At 68.0% G+C, this 20943-nt stretch carries 23 protein-coding genes; 15 read left to right on the plus strand and 8 right to left on the minus strand.

What is annotated here, in order from left to right; all coding sequences use genetic code 11:
* Positions 1 to 4 precede the first annotated feature (4 nt).
* The 7 genes from HNP48_RS10665 to HNP48_RS10695 form a co-directional block, all read right to left on the minus strand.
* A complete protein-coding gene (locus HNP48_RS10665) occupies positions 5 to 1546 on the minus strand; it encodes a UxaA family hydrolase (RefSeq protein ID WP_184856889.1) in 1542 nt (513 codons plus the stop codon).
* Between the two features lie 44 nt (positions 1547 to 1590).
* Positions 1591 to 2733: a mannitol dehydrogenase family protein gene (locus tag HNP48_RS10670; RefSeq protein WP_184856890.1), complete on the minus strand. Its 1143-nt coding sequence runs from the start codon at positions 2731 to 2733 to the stop codon at positions 1591 to 1593.
* 7 nt (positions 2734 to 2740) lie between these two features.
* The gene (locus HNP48_RS10675; protein ID WP_184856891.1) at positions 2741 to 3751 is read right to left on the minus strand and encodes a zinc-binding alcohol dehydrogenase family protein; all 1011 of its coding nucleotides are present in this window, start codon (positions 3749 to 3751) and stop codon (positions 2741 to 2743) included.
* 169 nt (positions 3752 to 3920) lie between these two features.
* Positions 3921 to 4691, minus strand: a complete 771-nt coding sequence (locus HNP48_RS10680; protein WP_184856892.1) for a transporter substrate-binding domain-containing protein — start codon at positions 4689 to 4691, stop codon at positions 3921 to 3923.
* 40 nt (positions 4692 to 4731) lie between these two features.
* Entirely contained in the window at positions 4732 to 5460 is a 729-nt protein-coding gene (locus HNP48_RS10685) for an amino acid ABC transporter ATP-binding protein (protein WP_184856893.1), read from the minus strand.
* Positions 5444 to 6094, minus strand: coding sequence for an amino acid ABC transporter permease (locus tag HNP48_RS10690; protein ID WP_184856894.1), 651 nt, complete (start codon positions 6092 to 6094; stop codon positions 5444 to 5446). Before HNP48_RS10690 ends, HNP48_RS10685 begins: the two co-directional genes overlap by 17 nt.
* 13 nt (positions 6095 to 6107) lie before the next feature.
* The gene (locus tag HNP48_RS10695) at positions 6108 to 6791 is read right to left on the minus strand and encodes an amino acid ABC transporter permease (RefSeq protein WP_184856895.1); all 684 of its coding nucleotides are present in this window, start codon (positions 6789 to 6791) and stop codon (positions 6108 to 6110) included.
* A gap of 266 nt (positions 6792 to 7057) precedes the next feature.
* Between HNP48_RS10695 and HNP48_RS10700 the strand changes: the two genes are divergently transcribed.
* The 5 genes from HNP48_RS10700 to HNP48_RS10720 all read left to right on the plus strand — a co-directional run bounded on the left by HNP48_RS10700 (position 7058) and on the right by HNP48_RS10720 (position 11151).
* Complete coding sequence (locus HNP48_RS10700) at positions 7058 to 7753, plus strand: FadR/GntR family transcriptional regulator (protein WP_184856896.1); 696 nt, start codon at positions 7058 to 7060, stop codon at positions 7751 to 7753.
* A 410-nt stretch (positions 7754 to 8163) separates the two neighbouring features.
* Positions 8164 to 9198, plus strand: a complete 1035-nt coding sequence (locus HNP48_RS10705) for an ABC transporter substrate-binding protein (protein WP_260420190.1) — start codon at positions 8164 to 8166, stop codon at positions 9196 to 9198.
* A gap of 13 nt (positions 9199 to 9211) precedes the next feature.
* On the plus strand, positions 9212 to 10189 hold the full coding sequence (locus HNP48_RS10710) for an isopenicillin N synthase family oxygenase (protein ID WP_184856897.1): 978 nt from the start codon (positions 9212 to 9214) through the stop codon (positions 10187 to 10189).
* Positions 10186 to 10584 (plus strand): VOC family protein, encoded by a 399-nt coding sequence (locus tag HNP48_RS10715; RefSeq protein WP_184856898.1) that lies wholly within the window; start codon positions 10186 to 10188, stop codon positions 10582 to 10584. The genes HNP48_RS10710 and HNP48_RS10715 overlap by 4 nt, the downstream gene beginning before the upstream one ends.
* Positions 10585 to 10683: 99 nt before the next feature.
* Positions 10684 to 11151: a ribosomal protein L7/L12 gene (locus HNP48_RS10720; RefSeq protein WP_184856899.1), complete on the plus strand. Its 468-nt coding sequence runs from the start codon at positions 10684 to 10686 to the stop codon at positions 11149 to 11151.
* A gap of 22 nt (positions 11152 to 11173) precedes the next feature.
* Here HNP48_RS10720 and HNP48_RS10725 read toward each other — a convergent pair whose 3' ends face one another.
* A complete protein-coding gene (locus HNP48_RS10725; protein WP_409362542.1) occupies positions 11174 to 12208 on the minus strand; it encodes an isopenicillin N synthase family dioxygenase in 1035 nt (344 codons plus the stop codon).
* Between the two features lie 931 nt (positions 12209 to 13139).
* Here HNP48_RS10725 and HNP48_RS10730 point away from each other — a divergent pair.
* From HNP48_RS10730 to HNP48_RS10775, 10 genes are all read left to right on the plus strand, one after another.
* Complete coding sequence (locus HNP48_RS10730; RefSeq protein WP_184857102.1) at positions 13140 to 14168, plus strand: ABC transporter substrate-binding protein; 1029 nt, start codon at positions 13140 to 13142, stop codon at positions 14166 to 14168.
* Complete coding sequence (locus HNP48_RS10735) at positions 14165 to 14686, plus strand: nucleoside deaminase (RefSeq protein WP_184856900.1); 522 nt, start codon at positions 14165 to 14167, stop codon at positions 14684 to 14686. Before HNP48_RS10730 ends, HNP48_RS10735 begins: the two co-directional genes overlap by 4 nt.
* A 102-nt stretch (positions 14687 to 14788) precedes the next feature.
* Positions 14789 to 15319, plus strand: coding sequence for a nucleoside deaminase (locus HNP48_RS10740; protein WP_184856901.1), 531 nt, complete (start codon positions 14789 to 14791; stop codon positions 15317 to 15319).
* Positions 15320 to 15348: 29 nt separating this feature from the next.
* Positions 15349 to 16044 (plus strand): TetR/AcrR family transcriptional regulator, encoded by a 696-nt coding sequence (locus tag HNP48_RS10745; protein WP_260420191.1) that lies wholly within the window; start codon positions 15349 to 15351, stop codon positions 16042 to 16044.
* A 138-nt stretch (positions 16045 to 16182) separates the two neighbouring features.
* On the plus strand, positions 16183 to 16485 hold the full coding sequence (locus HNP48_RS10750; RefSeq protein ID WP_184856902.1) for a 2Fe-2S iron-sulfur cluster binding domain-containing protein: 303 nt from the start codon (positions 16183 to 16185) through the stop codon (positions 16483 to 16485).
* Positions 16486 to 16510: 25 nt separating this feature from the next.
* Positions 16511 to 17098 carry an NAD(P)H-dependent oxidoreductase gene (locus HNP48_RS10755; protein WP_184856903.1) on the plus strand — a complete coding sequence of 196 codons (588 nt, stop codon included), beginning with the start codon at positions 16511 to 16513 and terminating at the stop codon, positions 17096 to 17098.
* Between the two features lie 12 nt (positions 17099 to 17110).
* On the plus strand, positions 17111 to 18442 hold the full coding sequence (locus HNP48_RS10760; protein WP_184856904.1) for an amidohydrolase family protein: 1332 nt from the start codon (positions 17111 to 17113) through the stop codon (positions 18440 to 18442).
* Complete coding sequence (locus HNP48_RS10765) at positions 18439 to 18912, plus strand: RidA family protein (RefSeq protein WP_184856905.1); 474 nt, start codon at positions 18439 to 18441, stop codon at positions 18910 to 18912. The genes HNP48_RS10760 and HNP48_RS10765 overlap by 4 nt, the downstream gene beginning before the upstream one ends.
* Positions 18913 to 18945: 33 nt before the next feature.
* Entirely contained in the window at positions 18946 to 19809 is an 864-nt protein-coding gene (locus tag HNP48_RS10770) for a creatininase family protein (protein WP_184856906.1), read from the plus strand.
* A 76-nt stretch (positions 19810 to 19885) separates the two neighbouring features.
* Positions 19886 to 20884, plus strand: coding sequence for an ABC transporter substrate-binding protein (locus HNP48_RS10775; protein WP_184857104.1), 999 nt, complete (start codon positions 19886 to 19888; stop codon positions 20882 to 20884).
* Positions 20885 to 20943 lie beyond the last annotated feature (59 nt).

Consider the following 20943-nt stretch of genomic DNA (forward strand, 5'->3'; position numbering starts at 1 on the left):
ATCGTCACATCACCGCGCCCAGTTGCCAGGGCAAAAATTCGTTGTCGCCCAGGCCGTTGTCTTCGCTCTTGCTGCGCTGGCCCGAGGCGGTGGCGATCATCAGCTCGAACAGGGCCTGGCCGGCTTCGGCAATGCTTTCGCGGCCGTCCACGATGCCGCCGCAGTCAAAGTCCATGTCGAGCGACATGCGCGTGAACATGGGCGTGTTGGTGGCCAGCTTGAGCGAGGGCGTGGGCTTGCAGCCGTATGTGGAGCCGCGCCCGGTGGTAAAGCAGATGAGGTTGGCGCCGCCGGCCACCTGGCCGGTGGCGGACACGGGGTCGTAGCCCGGCGTGTCCATGAACACCAGGCCGTGGCTGCGCACGGGCTCGGCGTATTCGAGCACGTCCATGAGGCCGGTGGAGCCGGCCTTGGCCACGGCACCCAGCGATTTTTCGAGGATGGTGGTGATGCCGCCGGCCTTGTTGCCGGGAGATGGGTTGTTGTTCAAATCGCCGCCGTGCAGGGCGGCATAGCCCTCCCACCAGGCCAGGCGCTTGAGCAGCTTGTCGGCCACGGCGGGCGATGCCGCGCGGTGGGTAAGCAAATGCTCGGCACCATAGATCTCGGGCGTTTCGGACAGGATGGCGGTGCCGCCGTGCTGCACCAGCAAATCCACCGCCGCGCCCAGCGCAGGGTTGGCGCTGATGCCGGAGTAGCCGTCGGACCCGCCGCACTGCAGGCCCACGGCCAGGTGCGACAGGGGCACGGCCTGGCGCCGCGCCTGGTTGGCCTGCTGCAGCATGCCAGCCAAAATATCCTTGCCGGCGGCAATGGTCTCGCGCGTGCCGCCTTCGTCCTGGATGGTGAGGGTGGCGAACATGCCGGGCGAGCGCGCAGTCAGCGTTTCGACCAGCGGGGCGATCTGGTTCACCTCGCAACCCAGGCCGATGACGAGCACGCCCGCGAAGTTGGGGTGGTTGGCGTAGCCGCGCAGGGTGCGCTGCAGCAGTTCCAGCCCTTCGCCGTTGCCGCCCATGCCGCAGCCGCTGCCGTGGGTGATGGCGACCACGCCGTCCACATTGGGGAAGGCCGCCAGGGCCTCGCCCTTGAAGGCGTCGGCAATGTGGCGGCACACGGTGGCCGAGCAGTTGACGCTGGCGATGACGCCCAGGTAGTTGCGCGTGGCCACGCGGCCATCGCTGCGCACATAGCCGTCGAAGGTGCGGGCCTGCGCGGCTTGGGGCGTGGCGCGGTAGCCTGCGCCGGCCGCATGCTCGTGCACGGACTCGGCCATGCCCACGTTGTGCACGTGCACGTGCTGGCCGGGGGCGATGGCCGCCGTGGCAATGCCGATGCCCTGGCCGTACTTGAGCACCTGGGCGCCGGCCGCAATGGGCAGCAGCGCGAACTTGTGGCCCGAGGCAATGGGCTCGGCCAGCGTGACGCTGTGGCCGCCAACCTGCAGCGTGGTGCCGGCGGCCAGCGCCTGGCGGGCCACGGCCACGTTGTCGGCCGTGCTCAGCTGCAGGGCCAGGGGGGGAGTGGGGGTGGTTGCGGTGTTCATCGTCGGGGCCGCACGGCGCGGGGGCCGTTGCGGTTCGTCGTTGTTCAGGAGGAGGCCAGGGCCGCTTTCAGGCGCGGCTGGGCCAGGTGGGGTGCCTTCTTTTCGGCCAGCGCGACGATGGGGCCCAGGCGGCGTTCTTTCTTCTGCGCGTGGTTCTGGGCGATGTCGGCGATGCGGTGGTCGAGAAAGGGGTTCTCGAAGCGCTCGCGCACGTCCACCAAATAAGCGTCGGCCTGCGCACGCGCGGCCACGCCCAGGGTGCTGAAGACGGGCAGGATCTCTTCGCTCCACAGCGCCTCGACCTCGGCGCGCAGGGCGGGGTCGGCCATGGCTTCGCGCACCGTGAGGGTGGCGGGGTGGCCGTCACGCTGCCAGCGCTCGGCCAGGAAGGTGTGGGCGGCGTTGAGCAAGAAGAGTTTGAGGCGTTCGTAGAACGCCAGGTCGTCGGTGAGCACGATGCTGGGGTGCGTGCAGGGCAATTGCAGGCGCGCCTGGCGCTCCAGCACCCACACGGCATAGGGCTCGGCCACGGCGCCCACGGGCTCGATGGCTTCGGAGACGATGCGGTCCACCAGCGAGCTGGCCCACACGCAGTGGGCCTGCAGCCAGTTCGTGAACTCCACGGGCAGCTGCCATTGGCGCGCCAGGCCCAGCACCACGTCGCGCAGCACTTCGCCGTTGCGCTCGATCAGCTCGCAGGGCAGCAGGGTCAGTTCGGCCGCAGGGGCGGCCTGCCAGCGGCCGTGCAGCAGCACCAGCAGCTTGGCGGGAAAGCTGTGCGGCACGGCAGCGCCTGGCACCAGCGCGCCGGGGCCGTCGCGCTCGTCGAGCAGGTAGCCCTTGTCGGCGGTGTTGGAGACGATGACGCGCACCTTGCCGGCCACGGCGGCCTGGAGCTCGGCCCAGTGGGTGGATGCCTGCCAGGCCTCTTTGACGGCCAGGCACTGCACGGTGCGGTCGACGCGCTCGCCACCCGACAGGCCGCGGATGCGCACGGGGTAGCCGCCGCCGGCGGCCAGCGCCGCGATGCGGGCGGCGCCGTCGGCACGGTCGGTGGTCTGCACCACGGTGATGCCGCCCAGCGCGTCGCCCGTGCCCGCCACCCCGGCCAGCGCCTCGGAGACGAACAGGTCCACGTGGGCCTGCAGGAAGCGGCTGGTGCCGAACTGGAGGATGGGCTGGGTCATATGCGGATCAGACTTCGACGATGGCCTTGACGACGCCGCGGGCGGGGTCGAGCAACTGCTGGAAGTCGGCCGGCACATCGGCCAGCGCCATGCGGTGGGTGTTGAGCGCGGCGGTGGGCACCTTGCCCTCGCGCATGGCGGCGATCACGGTTTCGAAGTCTTCGGTGGTGGCGTTGCGGCTGCCCAGCAGCGTGGTCTCGCGCTTGTGGAATTCGGGGTCGGAGAAGGTGATGGTGTCGCGCACCACCGAGATCAGCACATAGGTGCCGCCGTGCGCCACGAAGCCGAAGCCGCGTTCGATGGCCTTGGCGTTGCCGGTGGCGTCGAACACCTGGTCGAAGAACTCGCCATTGGTGACCTTGGAGAGCTGGTCCACATCGCCTTCGCCCAGCGTCACGGCGTGGGTCACGCCCAGTTCGCGGCGGCAGAAGTCCACGCGGTCCTGGCGGCCGTCGATGGCGGTGACCTCGGCGCCGCGCAGGCGGGCGAAGATCATGGCGGCCATGCCGATGGGGCCGGCGCCCACCACCAGCACGCGCTGGCCGGGCTGCACGTTGCCGCGGCGCACGGCGTGCGCGCCGATGGCGAGGAACTCCACCATGGCGGCCTGGTCGAGGGTGACGCCCTCGGCCTTGTGCACGAAGGCTTCGGGCAGCGAGAGGTATTCGGTGAAGGCGCCGTCGCGGTGCACACCCAGCACCTGGATGTTGACGCAGCAGTTGGTCTTGCCCTGGCGGCAGGCCACACAGGTGCCGCAGGACAGGTAGGGCATGACGTAGGCCACGTCGCCCTTGGCCAGGCGGCCGCCGGGCACGGGCTCTTCGATCACGCCCGAGAGTTCATGCCCCATCACGCGCGGGTACTGCAGGAACGGCTGGTTGCCGGTGAAGATGTGCAGGTCGGTGCCGCACACCCCCACGCGCTTGACGCGCAGCAGCACTTCGCCTTCGCCGCGCACGGGGCGCTCGCGTTGCTCGGCGCGCAGGGTGCCAGGGGTTTCACAGATCACGGTCAGCATGGTGGTTCCAGGGGTAGTAGCGGGTGAAGGGGGCAGCGAAGTCCGCGGCGTGGCTTGGAGCGGATAACAAAACTCAGCGAAGCGGTTCTGGCTAGGCGCTGCGTCGCAGGCAGTACGGTTAGTACGACAAGACGCAGCAACGACGCCAGAAGAGTTTTGTTAGCCGCTCTCAGTTGCCGTGGTACTTTTTGTAGATGGCCGGCAGCTTGCCGTTGGCAGTGTTCTTGGTGATCCAGTCGTTGAGCCAGGCCTTGAGTTCGGGCTCGTTCTTGCGCAGGCCGATGCCCAGGGGCACGGTGGACATGGTGAACTTGGTGACCATGTCCTTTTGCGGGGCCTTGGCGAGCACGGTGCTCACGATGGCAGGCGAGGTGGCGATGATGTCGGCCTGGCCGCTGACGGCTGCGGTGACCAGGGTGGCATCGTCGTCGTAGCGCACGATCTGTGCGTCCTTGGCGCCGGTGGTCACGACCTTGTCGTTGTTGGAGCCGCGGGTGGTGGCCACGCGCTTGCCCTTGAGGTCGTCAAAGCCGTTGATCTGCACGCCCTTGGGGCCGGCGACCACGGCCAGGATCTGGGCGTAGGGCACGGAGAAGTCGACGACCTTCTCGCGCTCGGGCGTCACGGACAGCGAGGCGACCACGATGTCGGCCTTGCCGGTCTGCAGGAAGGGGATGCGGTTGGGGCTGGTGGTCTGCACCACTTCGATGGCCACGCCCAGGTCCTGCGCCAGCAGGTGGGCGGTTTCCACGTCGGAGCCCACGGCCTTCATGTTGGCGTCGACGAAGCCATAAGGTGGCGATCCCGTGTCCAGCGCGATGCGGATCTTCTTGGCATCGCGGATGTCCTTGAGCAGGTCGGCATGGGCCGTGCCGGCGCCAAAGGCCAGCAGCGCGGCGGATGCGATGGCGCTGCGGATCAGAAGGGAACGCTTGTTCATGGATTTGTCTCCGTTGTGGTGTTGAGAGAAAGGGAAAGGATCAAAGGCCATTGCCGACGAAGTCGCGCAACTCCGTTGTGGCGGGCGTATCGAGGATGGAGGGTGGCCCCTGCTCCCACACGCGGCCCTTGTGCATGAAGATGACCTCGTCGGCCACCTTGCGGGCGAAGGCCATTTCGTGCGTGACGAGGATCATGGTCATGCCGTCGGCTGCCAGCTTTTCCATCACGCGCAGCACTTCGCCGGTGAGTTGCGGGTCGAGCGCCGAGGTGACTTCGTCGAACAGCATGAGCTGGGGCTGCATGGCCAGCGAGCGGGCGATGGCCACGCGCTGCTGCTGCCCGCCCGAGAGCTGCGAGGGGTACATGTCGGCCTTTTCGGACAGGCCCACCTGGGCCAGCACGGCAAGCGCACGCTCGCGCGCCGTGGCCTTGTTGACCTTTTGCACCAGGCGCGGGGCCAGCATGATGTTCTCTTGCACCGTGAGGTGGGGGAACAGGTTGTAGCTCTGGAACACGATGCCCACGTCGCGGCGCAGCTGGTGCAGGTCCAGGCTGGCGCCGGTCACCTCGTGGCCGCACACGCGGATGTGGCCGGAGTCCACGGTTTCCAGGCGGTCGATGCAGCGCAGCGCCGTGCTCTTGCCCGAGCCGCTTTGGCCGATGATGGCCACGACCGAGCCCTTCTTGACGGTGAAGGAGACGTCTTCGAGCACCCGGTTGCTGCCGAAGCACTTGGAGATGTTCTGGATTTCAACGATGGGCGACATGGAAGCTCCTTTCCAGGCGGCGGCTGAGCACCGACAGCGGATAACACAGGGCGAAGTACAGGGCCGCCACGATCACGAAGATGACGAAGGGCTCGAAGGTGGAGTTGTTGATGATCTGGCCCGCGCGGGCCAGCTCCACGAAACCGATGGCCGAGGCCAGCGAGGTGTTCTTGACGATCTGCACCATGAAGCCCACGGTGGGCGGGGTGGCGATCTTCACGGCCTGCGGCAGGATGACGTGCCACACGCGCTGGCGCCAGCGCAGGGCCAGGCATTCGGCGGCCTCGGCCTGGGTGCGGGGCACTGATTCGATGCAGCCGCGCCAGATTTCGCCCAGGTAGGCCGACACGTAGATCGACAGCGCCAGGCCCGCCGCGGTGAGCGGCGCGATGTTCAGGCCCATGGCCGGCAGACCGAAGTAGGCCAGCGGCAGCAGCACCAAGAGCGGCGTGCCCTGGATCAGCTTGATGTACAGCCCCACCCCGAAGCGCGACCAGCGCGGACCGTAGGACGAGCCCAGCGCGACCAGGAAGCCCAGCAGGCCGCCGCCCGCGAAGGCGATGAGGGAGAGCCCCACGGTCCACAGCAGGCCGTCGAGCAGGAATTGCAGGTGCGCAGCAGTCAGAAAGCCCATGGCACGCGGTCCTTTACAGAGGGGTGCCCAGGCGGCGGCGGCGCGGGAAGGCGATCAGGCCCACCAGCCAGAACACGGCGCGCATGACGAGCGACATGGCGAGGTAGGCGACGGCGACGATGAGGTAGGTCTCGACCGAGCGGAAGGTGTCGGACTGCACGCGGTTGGCCACGGCGGTCAGCTCCTCGGCCGAGATCTGCGAGCAGATGGACGAGGCCAGCATCAGCAGCACGTACTGGCTGGTGAGGGCGGGGAACACGCGCTCGATGGCCGGCGGCAGCACCACGTGGCGCAGCATCTGCCAGCGGGTAAGGCCCAGGCAGTCGGCGGCTTCGAGCTGGCTCTTGGGGATGGATTCGATGCCGGCGCGCACGATCTCGCTGGTGTAGGCGCCCACGTTGACGACCAGGGCCACGGTGGCGGCGGTGAAAGCCCCCACCTGGAAGCCCATGGACGACAGGCCGAAGTACACGATGAACACCTGCACCAGCAAGGGCGTGTTGCGGATGATCTCGATATAGGCGCCTGCCACGCGGGCCAGCCATTGGCTGCGCCCGGTGTTGGCCAGCGCGCAGAACACGCCGAGCAGGAAGCCGAAGAAGGTGGACGCCAGGGACAGCGTCAACGTGGTCCACGCACCTGCCAGCAGGTCTGGCCAGTAGGCCAGCGGCGCGGAGAAATCGAAGGAGTAATTCAAGGTGGGAATCCGGCTGCGGACTGGGGCGTTGTCTTCGCCTGGTCAGTCCAGTCAATCTCTGGTAAGGCCAATTGAACAACACGTTTCAAATTGGCCTTACCGGGTTAACCCCTAGTTGGAGGGTTTGCGGGCCCGCCGACAATCGCCCCACAGAGGGAAATGGCGGTTTAAGCCACTTCAAAAAATCCAAAACCCAGCAGAATTCTCAACTTTGGTCAGACCACCTGATCTGACCAATTCCAGCATTACTGCCTTATCCGCTTTCGATGAACGACGTTGCCAAATCCGTGGACTCCTCCCGCCGCCTGTACCAGCTGATCGCAGACAAGGTGCGCGCCCTGATCCAGCAGGGCAACTACAAGGAGGGCAGCCGCCTGCCGCCCGAGCGCGACCTGGCGCAGCAACTGGGCGTGTCGCGCCCCTCGCTGCGCGAGGCGCTGATTGCGCTGGAGATCGAGGGCAGTGTGGAGATCCGCATGGGATCGGGCGTGTACGTGTGCAGCCGCGCGCTGCGCCGCACGCCGCTGCCACCCTCGATGGGCGAGAGCCCGGCCGAGCTGATGCAGGCGCGCGGCGCGCTGGAGGGCGCGGTCATCGTGATGGCCTGCGTGAACGCCACGCCCCAGGGCCTGGCGCGCGTGCAGGAGAGCATCGACGCCATGCGCGCCGACATCGCCGCCGGCCGCGACGTGATGGCGCACGACCGCCAGTTCCACGTGCGCATTGCCGAGATGGCGGGCAACTCGGTGCTCACCAGCCTGGTGGGCACGCTGTTCGACGAGCGCGGCGGCCCGCTGGCCAGCCACATGCGCAACCGCCTGGAAGGCCAGCCCACCTGGGACGAGGCCGTGGCCGAGCACGACGAGATCCTGCGCTGCCTGCAGGCGCGCGACCCGCTGGCGGCCGAGGCGGCGATGCGCTCGCACATCCGCGCGGCGGCCGACCGGTGGGTGATGCCATGAAACGAAACACCCCCTGAGTCGCTCCGCGCCTTCACCCCTCTCTCGACTTGCTGCGCGAGTCGGGAGGGGGACGCCCCCAGCGCGGCGGGGCGGCCCTTGCGCGGGGGCACTGGCCTCGGCCACGCCAGTTTCATGCACCGCGGGCACAGAAGTTGCATCTGTTCTTTCCGCAAGAGTAGAAGCGTTCACCGTGGTGGACCGCGCCTGCACCGCCCCGGTGCCGCGCGGGACGCTGCGTCCGGAAATTGCTCTTGAAGACCGCTGCCCGTGCACCTGCATGGGCGCCGGCTGTGTCTTCAAGTGCGCGGGTGCACCGGTTCAGTTCGTTCGTTCATTCATCGCTCATCACCCCGCCCTGCTGGCACGCCGGTTTGTTCCGACCAACCACCTGTGACTGACGGAGTGCCATCATGATGAAGCGTCGTTCCCTTCTGCGCGCGGCCGGTGCCGCTGCCTTTGTCGGTGCTGCTGCACCCCTGGCCTTCGGCCAGGGCAGCCTGCACAAGTTCAAGTTCAACCTGGGCTGGAAGATCGAGGCCTCGGGCGCGGGCTTTCTGCTCGCGCAGCAGCGCGGCTATTACAAGGATGCGGGGCTGGACGTGGCCATCGACACGGGCAACGGCTCGGCGTCGGCCATCAGCCTGGTGGCCAGCGGTGCCTACGACGTGGCTTCGGCCGACCTGGCGACCATGATCGAGTTCAACACCGCCAACCCGTCGGCCAGGCTGGCGGCCGTGGCCATCCAGTACGACCTGAACCCCAACGCGGTGATGGTGCGCAAGGATGGCGCCATCAAGAAGCCCGGCGACCTGGCGGGCAAGACCATTCTGGGCCAGCCCTTCAATGCCTCGCGCAAGCTGTTCCCGGTGTTTGCCAAGGCCCAGGGCTTTGACGCGAGCGGCGTGAAGTGGGAGAACGTGGCGCCGGACATCGGCGACACGCGCTTCGTGAAAGGCGACTTCGATGCGGCGGCGTATTTCTTCTTCACCGGCCTGCTCAACCTGAAGGCGCGCGGCATGGGGCCCGAGCAGCTCACGGTGTTCCGCTTCTCGGACTTCGGCATGAAGTCGTACGGCAACGGCCTGATCGCCAACCCCAAGGCCATGCAGGACGCGCCGGACGCGATGAAGGCCTTTGTGAAGGCCACCACGCGCGGCTGGACCGAGGCCATGGCCGACCCCAAGGCGGGCGCCGCCGCCATCAAGGCGCGCGAGCCGCTGGCCAACGAGGCCATCGAGCTCGAACGCCTGCAGCTCATCGTGGACGGCACCATGAAGACGGCCGAGACCCAGGCCAACGGCTGGGGCGCGGCCACGCCGGCGCGCCTGCAGGCCACCATCGACGAGACGGTGGCGGCCTTTGGCCTCAAGACCAGCCTGGCGGTGGCGGACATCTGGAGCGACCGCTTCCTGCCCGCACCGGCAGACCGCAAGCTCAAGGCCTGAGCGGGGAATCTCCATGGGCATCCCCCTCATCGACCTGACCGGGGCGCTGCAGTTCGGCGCCGCCCGCAGCGCCGCGGTCGCCGCCGAGTTGCGCCGGGCCTGCATGGGCCCGGGCTTCTTCTATGTGCGCAACCACGGTGTGCCGCAGGAATTGATTGCGCGCCAGTTCGCGCTGGTGCAGCAGTTCTTCGACCTGCCGCTGGCGGGCAAGGAGGCGATTTCGCTGCACAAGTCCCCCTCGATGCGCGGCTACGAAAGCCTGGGCGGCCAGACGCTGGACGCGGGCGCGCGGCCGGACCTCAAGGAAAGCTTTTACTGCGGGCTGGACTATGCGGCCGACCACCCCTATGTGCAGCGCGGCTACCACTCGTACGGCCGCAACCAGTGGCCCGCCGAGCTGCCCGAACTGGGCGACCAGTGCCGCACCTACATCGCGGCCATGCAGCAACTGGCACTGCGGCTGATGCAGTTGCTGGCCCTGTCGCTGCACCTGCCCGAGGACTACTTCGACCACACGCACGCGAGCCCCATGCTCACGCTGCGGCTGCTGCGCTACCCGCCGCACCCCGAGGGAGCCGATGCGCTGACCTTCGGCGCCGGCGAGCACACGGACTGGGGCGCCATCACCCTGCTGGCGCAGGACCGCCATGGCGGGTTGGAGGTGAAGCTGCCCAGTGGCGAATGGGCCGCGGCCACGCCGGTGGAAGGGGCGCTGGTGGTGAACCTGGGCGACATGATTCCGCGCTGGACCAACGGGCTGTACCGATCCAACCCGCACCGCGTGCGCAATGTGCACAGCGGCGGGGCGCCGCGCCATTCCATTCCCTTCTTCTACACGCCGGACTACGAGGCCCAGGTGGTGCCCGTGCCCACCTGCGTGCCCGCGGGCGAGGTGCCGCGCTACGAACCCTGCACCGTGGGCGAGCACCTGCAGGCCATGTACCGCAAGACCTATGGCCTGAGCGACAGCAAGCAGGCGGCAATGGCATGACCAAGTTGTGGTTCAACCTGCTGTGCCGCGACATCGAGGCGCAGTTGCGCTTTTACCAGGCGCTGCTGCAGCTGCCCGAAGCCGAGGGCACGCGCTCGCCCATCTACCGTGCGGTGGAGACGGAGCACTTTCAGCTGGGCTTCAACGCGCCCGAGGCCTATGCCCTGCTGGGCCTGGCCGACCGCCGGCCCGACGAGGCGCTGCCGCCACCGCGCAGCGTGACGGGCTACGCCACCTTCATGCTGGACACGCGCGCGGCGGTGGACAGCGCGAGTACCCACGCCGTGGCCCTGGGCGGCCAGCTCATCAAGCCGCCCTATGCCACCTACTACGGCCAGTGGCAGGCGGTGCTGGCCGACCCGGAGGACAACGTGTTCCGCGTCAGCGCGAAGTAACGGCAAGCTGCAACGGAATGCAAGGGCGGGCCGCGCCTGCGTGCGGTGGCATCCTTGCGTGGTAGAACACCCGGGACTCCACTTCCAGGATGTGTTGCCATGCGCCCTGCCGGCCCTTTCCTGCCACCCGACGTGCTGGCCTCGCTCGAAGCGGGCCGCACCATCGATGCCATCAAGCAATTGCGCGCCGCCACGGGCCTGGGCCTCAAGGAAGCCAAGGACCTGATCGACGCGTACCAGGCCGGGGAGAACGTGTCGATGGCCACGCAGGCCGAAGCGCCCTTGCACGTGCCCGATGCGGTGCGCCAGGCCTTGGCCGAGGGCAACAAGATCGAGGCCATCCGCCTGCTGCGCGACCACGAGGGCCTGGGCCTGAAGGACGCCAAGGACCGTGCCGAGGCGATCGAGCAGTCCATGGCCGGGCCCGCCTCCATCGGCATGGGGGCCGTGGCACCCGGACTCTCGCCGGGCCAGCAGCCCAGTGGCGGCATGGGCAACTGGATCGTGGTGGCCGTGGTGGTGGCGATTGCGGTGGGCGCGTACTTCTGGATGCGGGGCGGGGGCTGAGAAAGCCCCGCACGCCCGTCACTCAGTACTTATTCGAAAAGTTTGCGCTGATGCGCTGGCGCAGGTATTCCGCGCCGGTGATGGGCGGGTATTTCTTGGCAGGGCCTTCGATGACCGCGTCTTCATTGGCCTGGCAAAAGAAGGCCAGGCTGTAGCGCGCGCCCTGGTATTCGTGCGGCTGGGGGTTGCGCACACGGTGAAAATTGCTGGGCAACTGGTCGTCACTCCAGCGCATGAGCATGTCGCCGATGTTGCAGGTGATCACACCTTCGGCCGGCTCCACGCTGGTCCACTGGCGGCCTTCGGCCTCCTTGCCGGGCAGCACCTGCAGGCCGCCCTGGCCGGGGCGCTGGAACAGCAGGGTGAGGCAGTCGAAGTCGGTATGGGCGCCAGCGCGCCACAGGCCCAGCTCGTCCTTGAGCGCGGGGTCCACCGCAAAGTAGTGCAGCATGCGCAGCGTGCTCTGGTAGGTGGGCAGGTCGGGCTGGTGGGCGCGGGTGAAGAAGTCGGCATCGAAGCCCAGCTTGTAGGCAAAGCACGAGAGCAGGCGCATGCCCACTTCCCAGCACTGGCGCTCGAAGGCCAGCGTGGCGGCCTGGAAGCCGGGCAGCTCGGCCTCGGTGGGCCACAGGCCCTCCATGCGCGGGCGGGTGACCTGGTAGGACTCCTTCTGGTCGGGCGTGCGCGTGGAGGGGCGGATCTGCGCCTTGTGCTCCCAGCCGGAGTTGCGCGACAGCGGCCACTGGGCCTTGGTGTCCTTGGGCTGGTCGAAGAAGGCTTCGGCACGCGCGAAGGCGGCGCGGATGTCTTCGATGGGGATGCCGTGGTTCGTGACCTGGAAGAAGCCGATGTCGACCGATGCGGCCCACAGTTGCTCGGCGATTTCTTGCTTGCGCGCGTCGAAGTTGGAGATGTCGATGCGGCGCACTTCGCGCGTGGAGGTCTCGCCGTCCATCGCGCCGCCCATGCGCGATTCTTTTTCGAGCTCGCCCAGCACGTCGGGGGCGACGGTGGGCTCATAGACGGGGGTGGCGGGGTTTGCGGCTGTGGTCTGCATGGTGTCTGTTTCCTCGTTGGATCAAAAACAAGGCACACGGCAGGCCGCTCGCTGGCAGTGAAGCGGCACGGCGCCATGTGGCTCTTGAAGGGAACAATGGCAACGGCCCACAGGCTGCGCAGGCCCTCAACAGGCACACGCACCGCACGCAAGCCGCCACCGGCTTCAAGAGCAATGACCCGCCAGCCGGTCCACGCAATGCGGATTGGCTGGACTGAACGCTTCTACTCTCAGGCCTGATGCTAGCAAACGGCAGGCCAAGCACGCCGCCAAGCCCTTCACAGGGAAACCGCATCGCACCGGCCGGCCCAGGGGCCCACGCACTCACCAAACCAGGGCAGCAACGCACCAAGCCTGCGCACCGCAGGTGCGTACCCCGCACATGCCAGCGCACGCCAGCGCGTCGCACAACAGGTTCTGCAGCGGCTTGCGCCGAGGCAAGGCCGCGCAAAAAAGGGCCTGCTGCACAGCACAGCGCGGCGCTTTTGCAACACCGGGCACGCTTTCTGCATCAGCCCCTATCGAGTAGAAGCGTTCAGCGCTGCCACCCCTTTAGAACCTGTTCAAAGTCTTTTAGCAGCCGCGTTGGAGTGCAATCGGGATGAGTGGATGCTTCGGATGCACCGCATGGGCTCATGCCCATGCAAGCAGCCGGGGCGTCCAATCGCCCGATTTCACTCCAACCCGAAGGGCAAGTGCCTTTTCGGGCGGTCTGCGGCGTTGCGGCGCTTGTTGATAGCCGAGCTATCAACTGCGCACCGCGCCTTGCATCCCATCCCGAAAAGGGACTTGCGCGGCTACTAAAAGACTTTGAACAGGTTCTTGGATGGTGGCGCCCGGAAATTGCTCAGTTCGACCCGGCACCCCGGGGGCCCTGCGGGCCCCATGGTCCGGGACATTCCACCGAAACTGGGCCACCACCGCCATGATGCTGCACCGCCGCCGCTTTCTCTCGACCACCCTCGCCTCTTCCATCGCTGCCACGCTGGGCGCCCCTGCCGTGGTGCATGCCCAGGGCACGCTAACCCCACTCAAGTTCACGCTGGACTTTCGCGTGACCAGCCAGACCTCGCCCTTCTTCCTGGCCCAGGCCAAGGGCTACTTCAAGGACGAGGGTCTGGACGTGAGCATTGACGTGGGCGCGGGCTCGGTCGCCTCGATCACGCGCGTGGCCAGCGGGGCCTACGACATCGGCCTCGGGGACATCAGCTCGCTGGCCGAGTTCCACGCGCAGAACGCCGACACGCCGGTGCAGGCCATCTACCAGTACTACAACCGTGCGCCCTTCGTCATCATCGGCCGCAAGGACCGGGGCGTCACCACCGACTTCCAGTCGCTCAAGGGCAAGAAGGTGGCAGCCGCCGCCGTGGAGGCCACACGCCGCAGCTGGCCCATGGTGGCACGCGCGCTCAAGACCCAGCCCGAACTGTTCAGCTGGGTGACCACCGACTTCAGCGCACGCGACAACGTGGTGGTGCGCGGCGATGTCGACGCCGCCACCTATTTCCATGACTCGGCCGTGTCGCTGTTCGCGCGTGTGCCGGCCAAGGAGCTGTCGGTGCTCGAATACAACAAGGCAGGCCTCGCCCTGTATGGCAACGCCGTGCTGGCCGGCAAGCTGCTGCAGGAGAAGCCCGAGGTGGCCAAGGCGTTTTTGCGCGCCAGCAACCGCGCGCTGCGCGAGACGCTGGCCAACCCCGAGGCGGCGTTTGCCGCCATCAAGGCACGCGAAGCCATCCTGAACATGGAGGTGGAGCGCGAGCGCTGGGCCATCACGCGCCTGTACCTGCAGACGGCCGAGTCGCAGGCCGTGGGCCTGGGCGGCGTGCAGGGTGCCGTGCTGGCGCACCAGATCGAGGAGGTGACGGCCGTGTTCAACCTGGCGCGCAAGCCTGCGCCCGAGCGCGTGTTCAACCCCGCCTTCCTGCCCGCGCTGGCCGAGCGCAAGGTGGTGGCATGAGCAGCGCCGCACCCGCCGACCTGCTGCCGCAGGAGGCCACGCTGGACGAGCGCGATGGCAAGTACCTGCGCCAGGCCATCGCACTGGCCGACAAGGCCCGTGCGCGCGGCAACCGGCCGTTTGGCGCCCTGATCGTGGGGGCCGACGGCCAGGTGCTGGCCGAGGCCTGGAACGCCACCGGCGAGAACGGCGACTGCACTGCGCACGCCGAGACCTCGGCCGTGCGCCTGGCCAGCCCGGTGCACAGCCGCGAGGCCCTGGCGGGCGCCACGCTGTACTCGTCGGCCGAGCCCTGCGTGATGTGCGCGGGCGCCATCTACTGGGCCAATATCGGGCGCGTGGTCTATGGCATCGACGCGGTGCGCCTGCGCGTGTTCCGCGGCGAGCGGCTGGACCAGCGCGACGCCGAGCTGTTCTGCCGCGACGTGTTCAACAGCTCGCCCCACCCCATCGATTGCGTGGGGCCAGCGCTGATCGAGGAATCAGCCACCTCGCACCAGGGCGCGTGGAAAACCTGAGGCCGCGCCCAGAAAGGCATGCATACATGTCACACATTGTTCGTGGCATGCCAAATGCATAGCGGTGGCAACAGCAACCGTTCACCTTGACGGAGACACCCCATGCATGCCCTGATGGCCGCCGTGCCGCACCACCAGTTCGACGACCCTGCCGACATCGACGACACCGATGGCACCTACCTGCGCAAGGCCATCGCCTGGTCGTGCACGGCGCGGGCGCGCGGCAACCGACCCTTCGGGGCGATCGTGGTGGGAGCGGATGGGGAACTGCTGGCCGAGGCCTACTGCAACGCCACCGAGACGGGCGATTGCACGGGCCACGCCGAGACCAATGCCGTGCGCCAGCTGAGCCCGCGCGTGGGCCGCGATGCGCTGGCCCAGGCCACGCTGTATTCGTCGGCCGAGCCTTGCGTGATGTGCGCGGGTGCGATCTTCTGGTCGGGCATCGGCCGGGTGGTGTTCGGCATCGACGCGGTGCGGCTGCGCGAGTTCCGCGGCGAGCGCGCCGAGCAGCGCGATGCCGAGCTGTCGTGCCGCGACGTGTTCGCGGCATCGCCACACGCCATCGAATGCATAGGCCCGGCCCTTATCGAAGAGGCCAGCGCCCCGCATGTGGGCTTCTGGAAGCAGTGAACAGCCCACTGCAGCGACAATCGCCCACCATGCCGCCCAAAGCCCCGCCCCTGACCGAACCCGAAGCCGAGGGCAGCAATGTTTCCGGCACCTTGCTCAGCCGCTCCAAACAGGGGCGCGAGCGCATCCTGGGCGCGATCCGCGAGGCGGCGATTGCCGAGTTCAGCCGCCATGGCTTCAAGGGTGCATCGACCAAGGCAATTGCCGAGCGCGCGGGCCTGACCAAGCCGCAGCTGCACTACTACATCGCCAGCAAGGAAGAGCTGTACGAGGAGCTGCTGTATTCGGTGCTCAACGGCTGGTCGGGCGCCTTCCAGTTCGACAGCCAGAGCGACGACCCCAAGAAGGTGCTGAGCACCTATGTGCGCAAGAAGCTCGACTACGCGCTGGACAACCCGGGTCTGTCGCGCATCTTCACCACCGAGGTGCTGGGCGGCGGGCGCAACCTGGGCCGGTACTGGCCCGTGGCCGTGAAGTCCACCCAGCAGAAGGTGGACCTGATCGACCGCTGGATCGCCGAGGGCCGCATGCGCCCGCTGGACGCGCGCCTGCTGCTGATGCAGATCTGGGGCATGACGCAGCACTACGCCGACTACGGCGTGCAGGTGCACATCATGCTGGGCCTGGCGCCCGAAGAGGCCATCGACCGCGAGCCCATCGTGCGCGAGCTCACCAACTTTGTGCTGCTGGGCTGCGGCCTGGTACCCGACGCCGCACCAGAGTGAACAGGGCTGCACGCTTGCGGGCGTAGCAGAACCCCTGCAGGGCGCCTTGACCCGGGGCAAAGCAGGCAACGGCCCGAAAGGCCTGCTGGCACAGCATTTGCAATAGTTTGACCAATCGATCAAATCAAGTGGTCAAACATGCACACCCCAGCCCCGGCAGCCGCGCTGCCCGCCACGGAACAGGCCTTTGAACTGGTGCTGGCGCGCAGCCAGATACGGCTGCCCGTGGAGCCCGGCGAAAGCATGGCCGATGTGCTGCAACTCGCCGGCATCGCCATCGACACGCTGTGCGAGCAAGGCGTGTGCGGCACCTGCGCCACCCGCTGGCTGGCCGGCGCGCCCGACCACCGCGACAGCTGCCTGAGCGCGGAGGAACAGGCCACCCATGTGGCCGTGTGCTGCGCGCGCAGCCACGGGCCCACGCTCACGCTCGATCTCTGAACCCCAACTGGAAGGAAGCCCCGCCATGCGCATCCTCGTGATCTATTGCCACCCGGTGGAGACCAGCTACAACGCGGCCCTGCATGCCGAGGTGGTGCAGCAGTTGCGCGGCGCGGGCCACGAGGTGGACGACTGCGACCTGTATGCCGAGGGCTTCAACCCCGTGCTCAGCCGCGAGGAACGCTTGGGCTACCACGAGGTGCCGAGCAACCGCCTGCCGGTGCAGGGCTATGTGGACCGGCTGCTGTGGGCCGAGGCGGTGGTGTTCTGCTTTCCCACCTGGTGCTTTGGCATGCCGGCCATGCTCAAAGGCTTTTTCGACCGGGTGCTGATGCCCGGTGTGGCCTTCGACATCAGCGACCCGCAGAACGTCAAACCCTCGCTCACGCACATCAAGCGCATCTCGGCCGTGGTGACCTATGGCCGCCCGCGCTGGACGGCGTTGCTCATGGGCGACCCGCCGCGCAAGTCCGTCACGCGCTACATGCGCCTGTTGACCGGCGGCAAGGCGCGCGTGGACTACCACGCCTACTACCACATGAACGTGGCCACGCCGCCGCGGCTGGCGGCCTTCAAGGCGCGCGTGGGCCAGGCCATGGCGCGCTTCGCATAAAGGCAGCACCGCATGCATGCATCCAACACCCCCGACCACCTGCTGCGCGCGCGGCTGCCGCGCTGGCTGCTGCCGCGCCAGTGGCCCACCCAGGGCAGCCAGCCCGCACTGGCCGATGTGCACCTGGTGCAGGGCCGCATCGAATCCATCGCGCCGCACAGCACCGCGCCGTCCACCCCGGCCGGCGCCACCTGGGACCTGGCCGGCGCCCTGGTGCTGCCCGGGCTGGTGGATGCGCACACCCACCTGGACAAGGCCTTCACCCTGCCGCGCATGGGCACGGTGAAACCCGGCCTGCTGGGCGCCATCGAGGCCATGATGGTGGACCGCCAGGGCTGGACCGAGGCCGACATCCGCGCCCGGGCCAGCCGCGCCCTGCAATGGGCCTGCGAGGCCGGCACAGTGCACCTGCGCACGCACTGCGACTGGTGGGAGCCCGATGCCCAGCCCCTTGCCTGGAATGTGCTGCGCGCCCTGGCCCACGAATGGACCGGCCGCCTGCTGCTGGAGCGCGTGGCCCTGATCCCCTTGCACCTGTACACCGAGCGCGCCACCGCCATGCGACTGGCCGCCACCGTGGCCGACAGCGGCCCGGGCGCGCTGCTGGGCGGCTTCGTGCATTCCACCAACTGGGATGCGCAGGCCTTGCGCCATTTGTTCGAGGCCGCGCAGCACCATGGCCTGAATGTGGACCTGCATGTGGACGAGGAACTGCACCCCGGCGCCCAGGGTCTGGCCACCACGGCGGCGCTGCTCAAGGAGCTGCGCTTCGACGGCCATGTGGTCTGCGGCCACACCTGCGCGCTGGCCGCACAGGACGAAGCCACCGCCCTGGCCACGCTGGACGCCGTGGCGCAAAGCCCCATCACCCTGGTCACGCTGCCCATCACCAACCTGCTGCTGCAGGACGCCGTGACCGGCCGCACCCCGCGCCGGCGCGGCATCACCCTCATCAAGGAGGCGCATGCGCGCGGCATTCCGGTGCTGGTGGCCAGCGACAACATCCAGGACCCGTTCTGCCCCGTGGGCAGCCTGGACCCGCTGGAGGCCCTGGCCACCGGCGTGCTGGCCGCGCAGCTCGATGCGCCCTTCGACCGCTGGTCCGAAGCGCTGTGCCGCAGCGACTGGCTGCGCTGCGGGCCCGATGCCCTGCCCCTGCAGCCGGGCATGGCGGCCGACCTGATCGTCTTCCAGCAGGCCGATGGCTGGGGCTTCCCGTCGCGCACGCAGCAACGCGTGGTGCTGCGCAACGGCCGCGTCACCAGCGGCCATGCCAGCGCGGCGTGGCACATGGCCAACGCCACGCCAGCCCCCTCCCCCCTTCCTGCACGGAGCCTTGCATGACGACCGCTTCCCCCGCCACCACCCCGGGCATCGCCCAGCCCCTGGCCCGCTACGCCGCCTGGCGCCGCGCGGGCGACATGGTGTTCCTGTCCGGCATCATCGCCGTGGACCCTGCCGCCAGCCGCATCGTGCGCGGCTATGCAGACATCCCGGACGAAGCGGCCACGCTGATCGGCCGCACGGGCGAGTTCAGCAGCGACATCAAGGAGGGGCCCATCCTGGCGCAGAGCTGGTATGTGCTGGACCGCATCCGCCAGACCATTGAGGCCGCGGGCGGCCAGATGTCCGACGTGATCAAGCTGGTGCAGTACTTCAAGCACCTGGACCACTTTCCCCAGTACAGCCGCGTGCGCAAGCTGTTCTTCCCGGGCGAGCCGCCGGCCTCCACCGTGGTGGAGGTCACCGGCATGCTGCCCACGGCCGACATCCTGATCGAGGTCGAAGCGACCGCCTACCTCCCCTTGCGCTGACCCCTCCATCCCCCTTCACGAAAGACCTGCCCCATGCTGCACGGCTACACCCCGCCCCACCGCTACCTGCCCTACCTGAGCTGGACCGAGATCGCCGATCTGCCGGACAAGGAGAACACCGTCATCGTGCTGCCCACGGGCGCCACCGAGCAGCATGGCCCGCACCTGCCCTGCGCGGTGGACACGGTGATCAGCGCAGGCGTCGTGGGCCATGCCCTGGCGCGCCTGCCGGCCGAGGTGCCGGCCTTTGCCATGGCACCCATCACCTACGGCAAGTCGGAGGAGCACCTGCACTTTCCGGGCACGGTCACTTTGAGCGGCGAGACGCTGCTGGCCACCATGAACGAGGTGGGCGAGTCGGTCTACCGCGCGGGCTTTCGCAAGCTGCTGTTCGTCAACGGCCACGGCGGCCAGCCGCAGGTGCTGGAGATGTGCGCACGCGAGCTGCGCCTGCGCCATGGCGACTTCATCGTGGTCCCGAGCTTCACCTGGCGCGTGCCGCATGTGGCGGGCAAGTATTTGTCGGAGCAGGAGAAGAAGCTGGCCATGCACGCCGGCCATGCCGAGACGGCGCTGATGCTGGCCCTGGCGCCCGAGACCGTGCACATGGAACGCGCGGTGGTGAACTACCCGCCCGCCTTCCCATCGCCCCTGCTCTCGCCCGACGGCCGCCCGGCCTGCGCCTGGACGGCGCGCGACTTCGGGCCCAGCGGCATCATCGGCGACCCGCTGCCCGCCACGGCCGAGCAGGGCCACGCCATCCTCGACTCGCTGGCCGTGAGCTGGGCCGCCGCCATCACCGAACTGCACCAGCTGCGCTGGGCCCCGCGCGCCGAACCCACCTGGAGCCGCGCCCACCACACGGGGCATGTGGAGCATTCCTCCGCCCTGGCTTGAAACCTGCGAACGCAGCCTCGTCCGTACCCCTTTTCGTCCCTGTTCCCCCTCCACCACCTACCGGAGCCCTGCCATGATGAAGAAGACCGCCTCCCGCCTTTCCAAACTTGGTGCAGCCGCGCTGCTCGCTGTTGGTGCCGCCGGCACCATGCAGGCCCACGCGCAGGAAAAGTTCACCTATATGACCAACTGGTACGCGCAGGCCGAGCACGGCGGCTTCTACCAGGCGGTAGCCACGGGCCTGTACAAGAAGTACGGCCTGGACGTGACCATCAAGATGGGCGGCCCGCAGGTCAACATCGTGCAGATGATGGCGGCCGGCCAGGCCGAGTGCGTGATGGGGTCGAGCGACCTGCAGATGATCCAGATGCGCGAGGGCGGCGTGCCCGTGACCACCGTGGCCGCAGTCTTCCAGAAGGACCCGCAGGTGCTGATCGCGCACGACGATGTGAAGAAGTTCGAGGACCTCAAGGGCAAGACCATCCTGATCGCATCGTCCGCGCAGCGCGGCTACTGGCCCTGGCTGAAGGCCAAATACGGCTTCAACGATGCGCAGACGCGGCCCTACACCTTCAACATCCAGCCCTTCGTGGCCGACAAGAACACTGCCCAGCAGGGCTACCTGACGTCGGAGCCGTTCGCCATCGCCAAGGCCGGCGTGAAGGCCAACACGCTGATGTTCAGCGACCAGGGCTACCCCGCCTACGCCACCACGGTGAGCTGCATGGACAAGACCGTGAAGGAGCGCAGCGCCGCCGTCGCCTCGTTCGTGAAGGCCACCATGGAAGGCTGGAAGAGCTACCTGGCCGACCCGGCACCGGCCAACGCCCTGATCAAGAAGGACAACCCCAACATGACCGACGAGCAGCTGGCCTACAGCGTGGCCAAGCTCAAGGAAATGGGCATGGTGACCGGCGGCGACGCGGCCAGCATGGGCATCGGCGTGATGACCGACGCGCGCGCCAAGGCGAGCTACGACTTCCTGGTGGAGGCCAAGCTGATCGACCCGGCCAAGGTGAAGCTCTCCGACACCTATAGCACGGCCTTCGTCAAAGACCTCAAGGTTATGCCCTGAGCTTCTGACAACACCACAGCCCTGAAACAGCCCCCGCCGCCCGCGGCGAGGCGCATCCA

The organism is Acidovorax soli (genome assembly GCF_014207955.1).
GTDB lineage: Bacteria > Pseudomonadota > Gammaproteobacteria > Burkholderiales > Burkholderiaceae_C > Acidovorax > Acidovorax soli_A.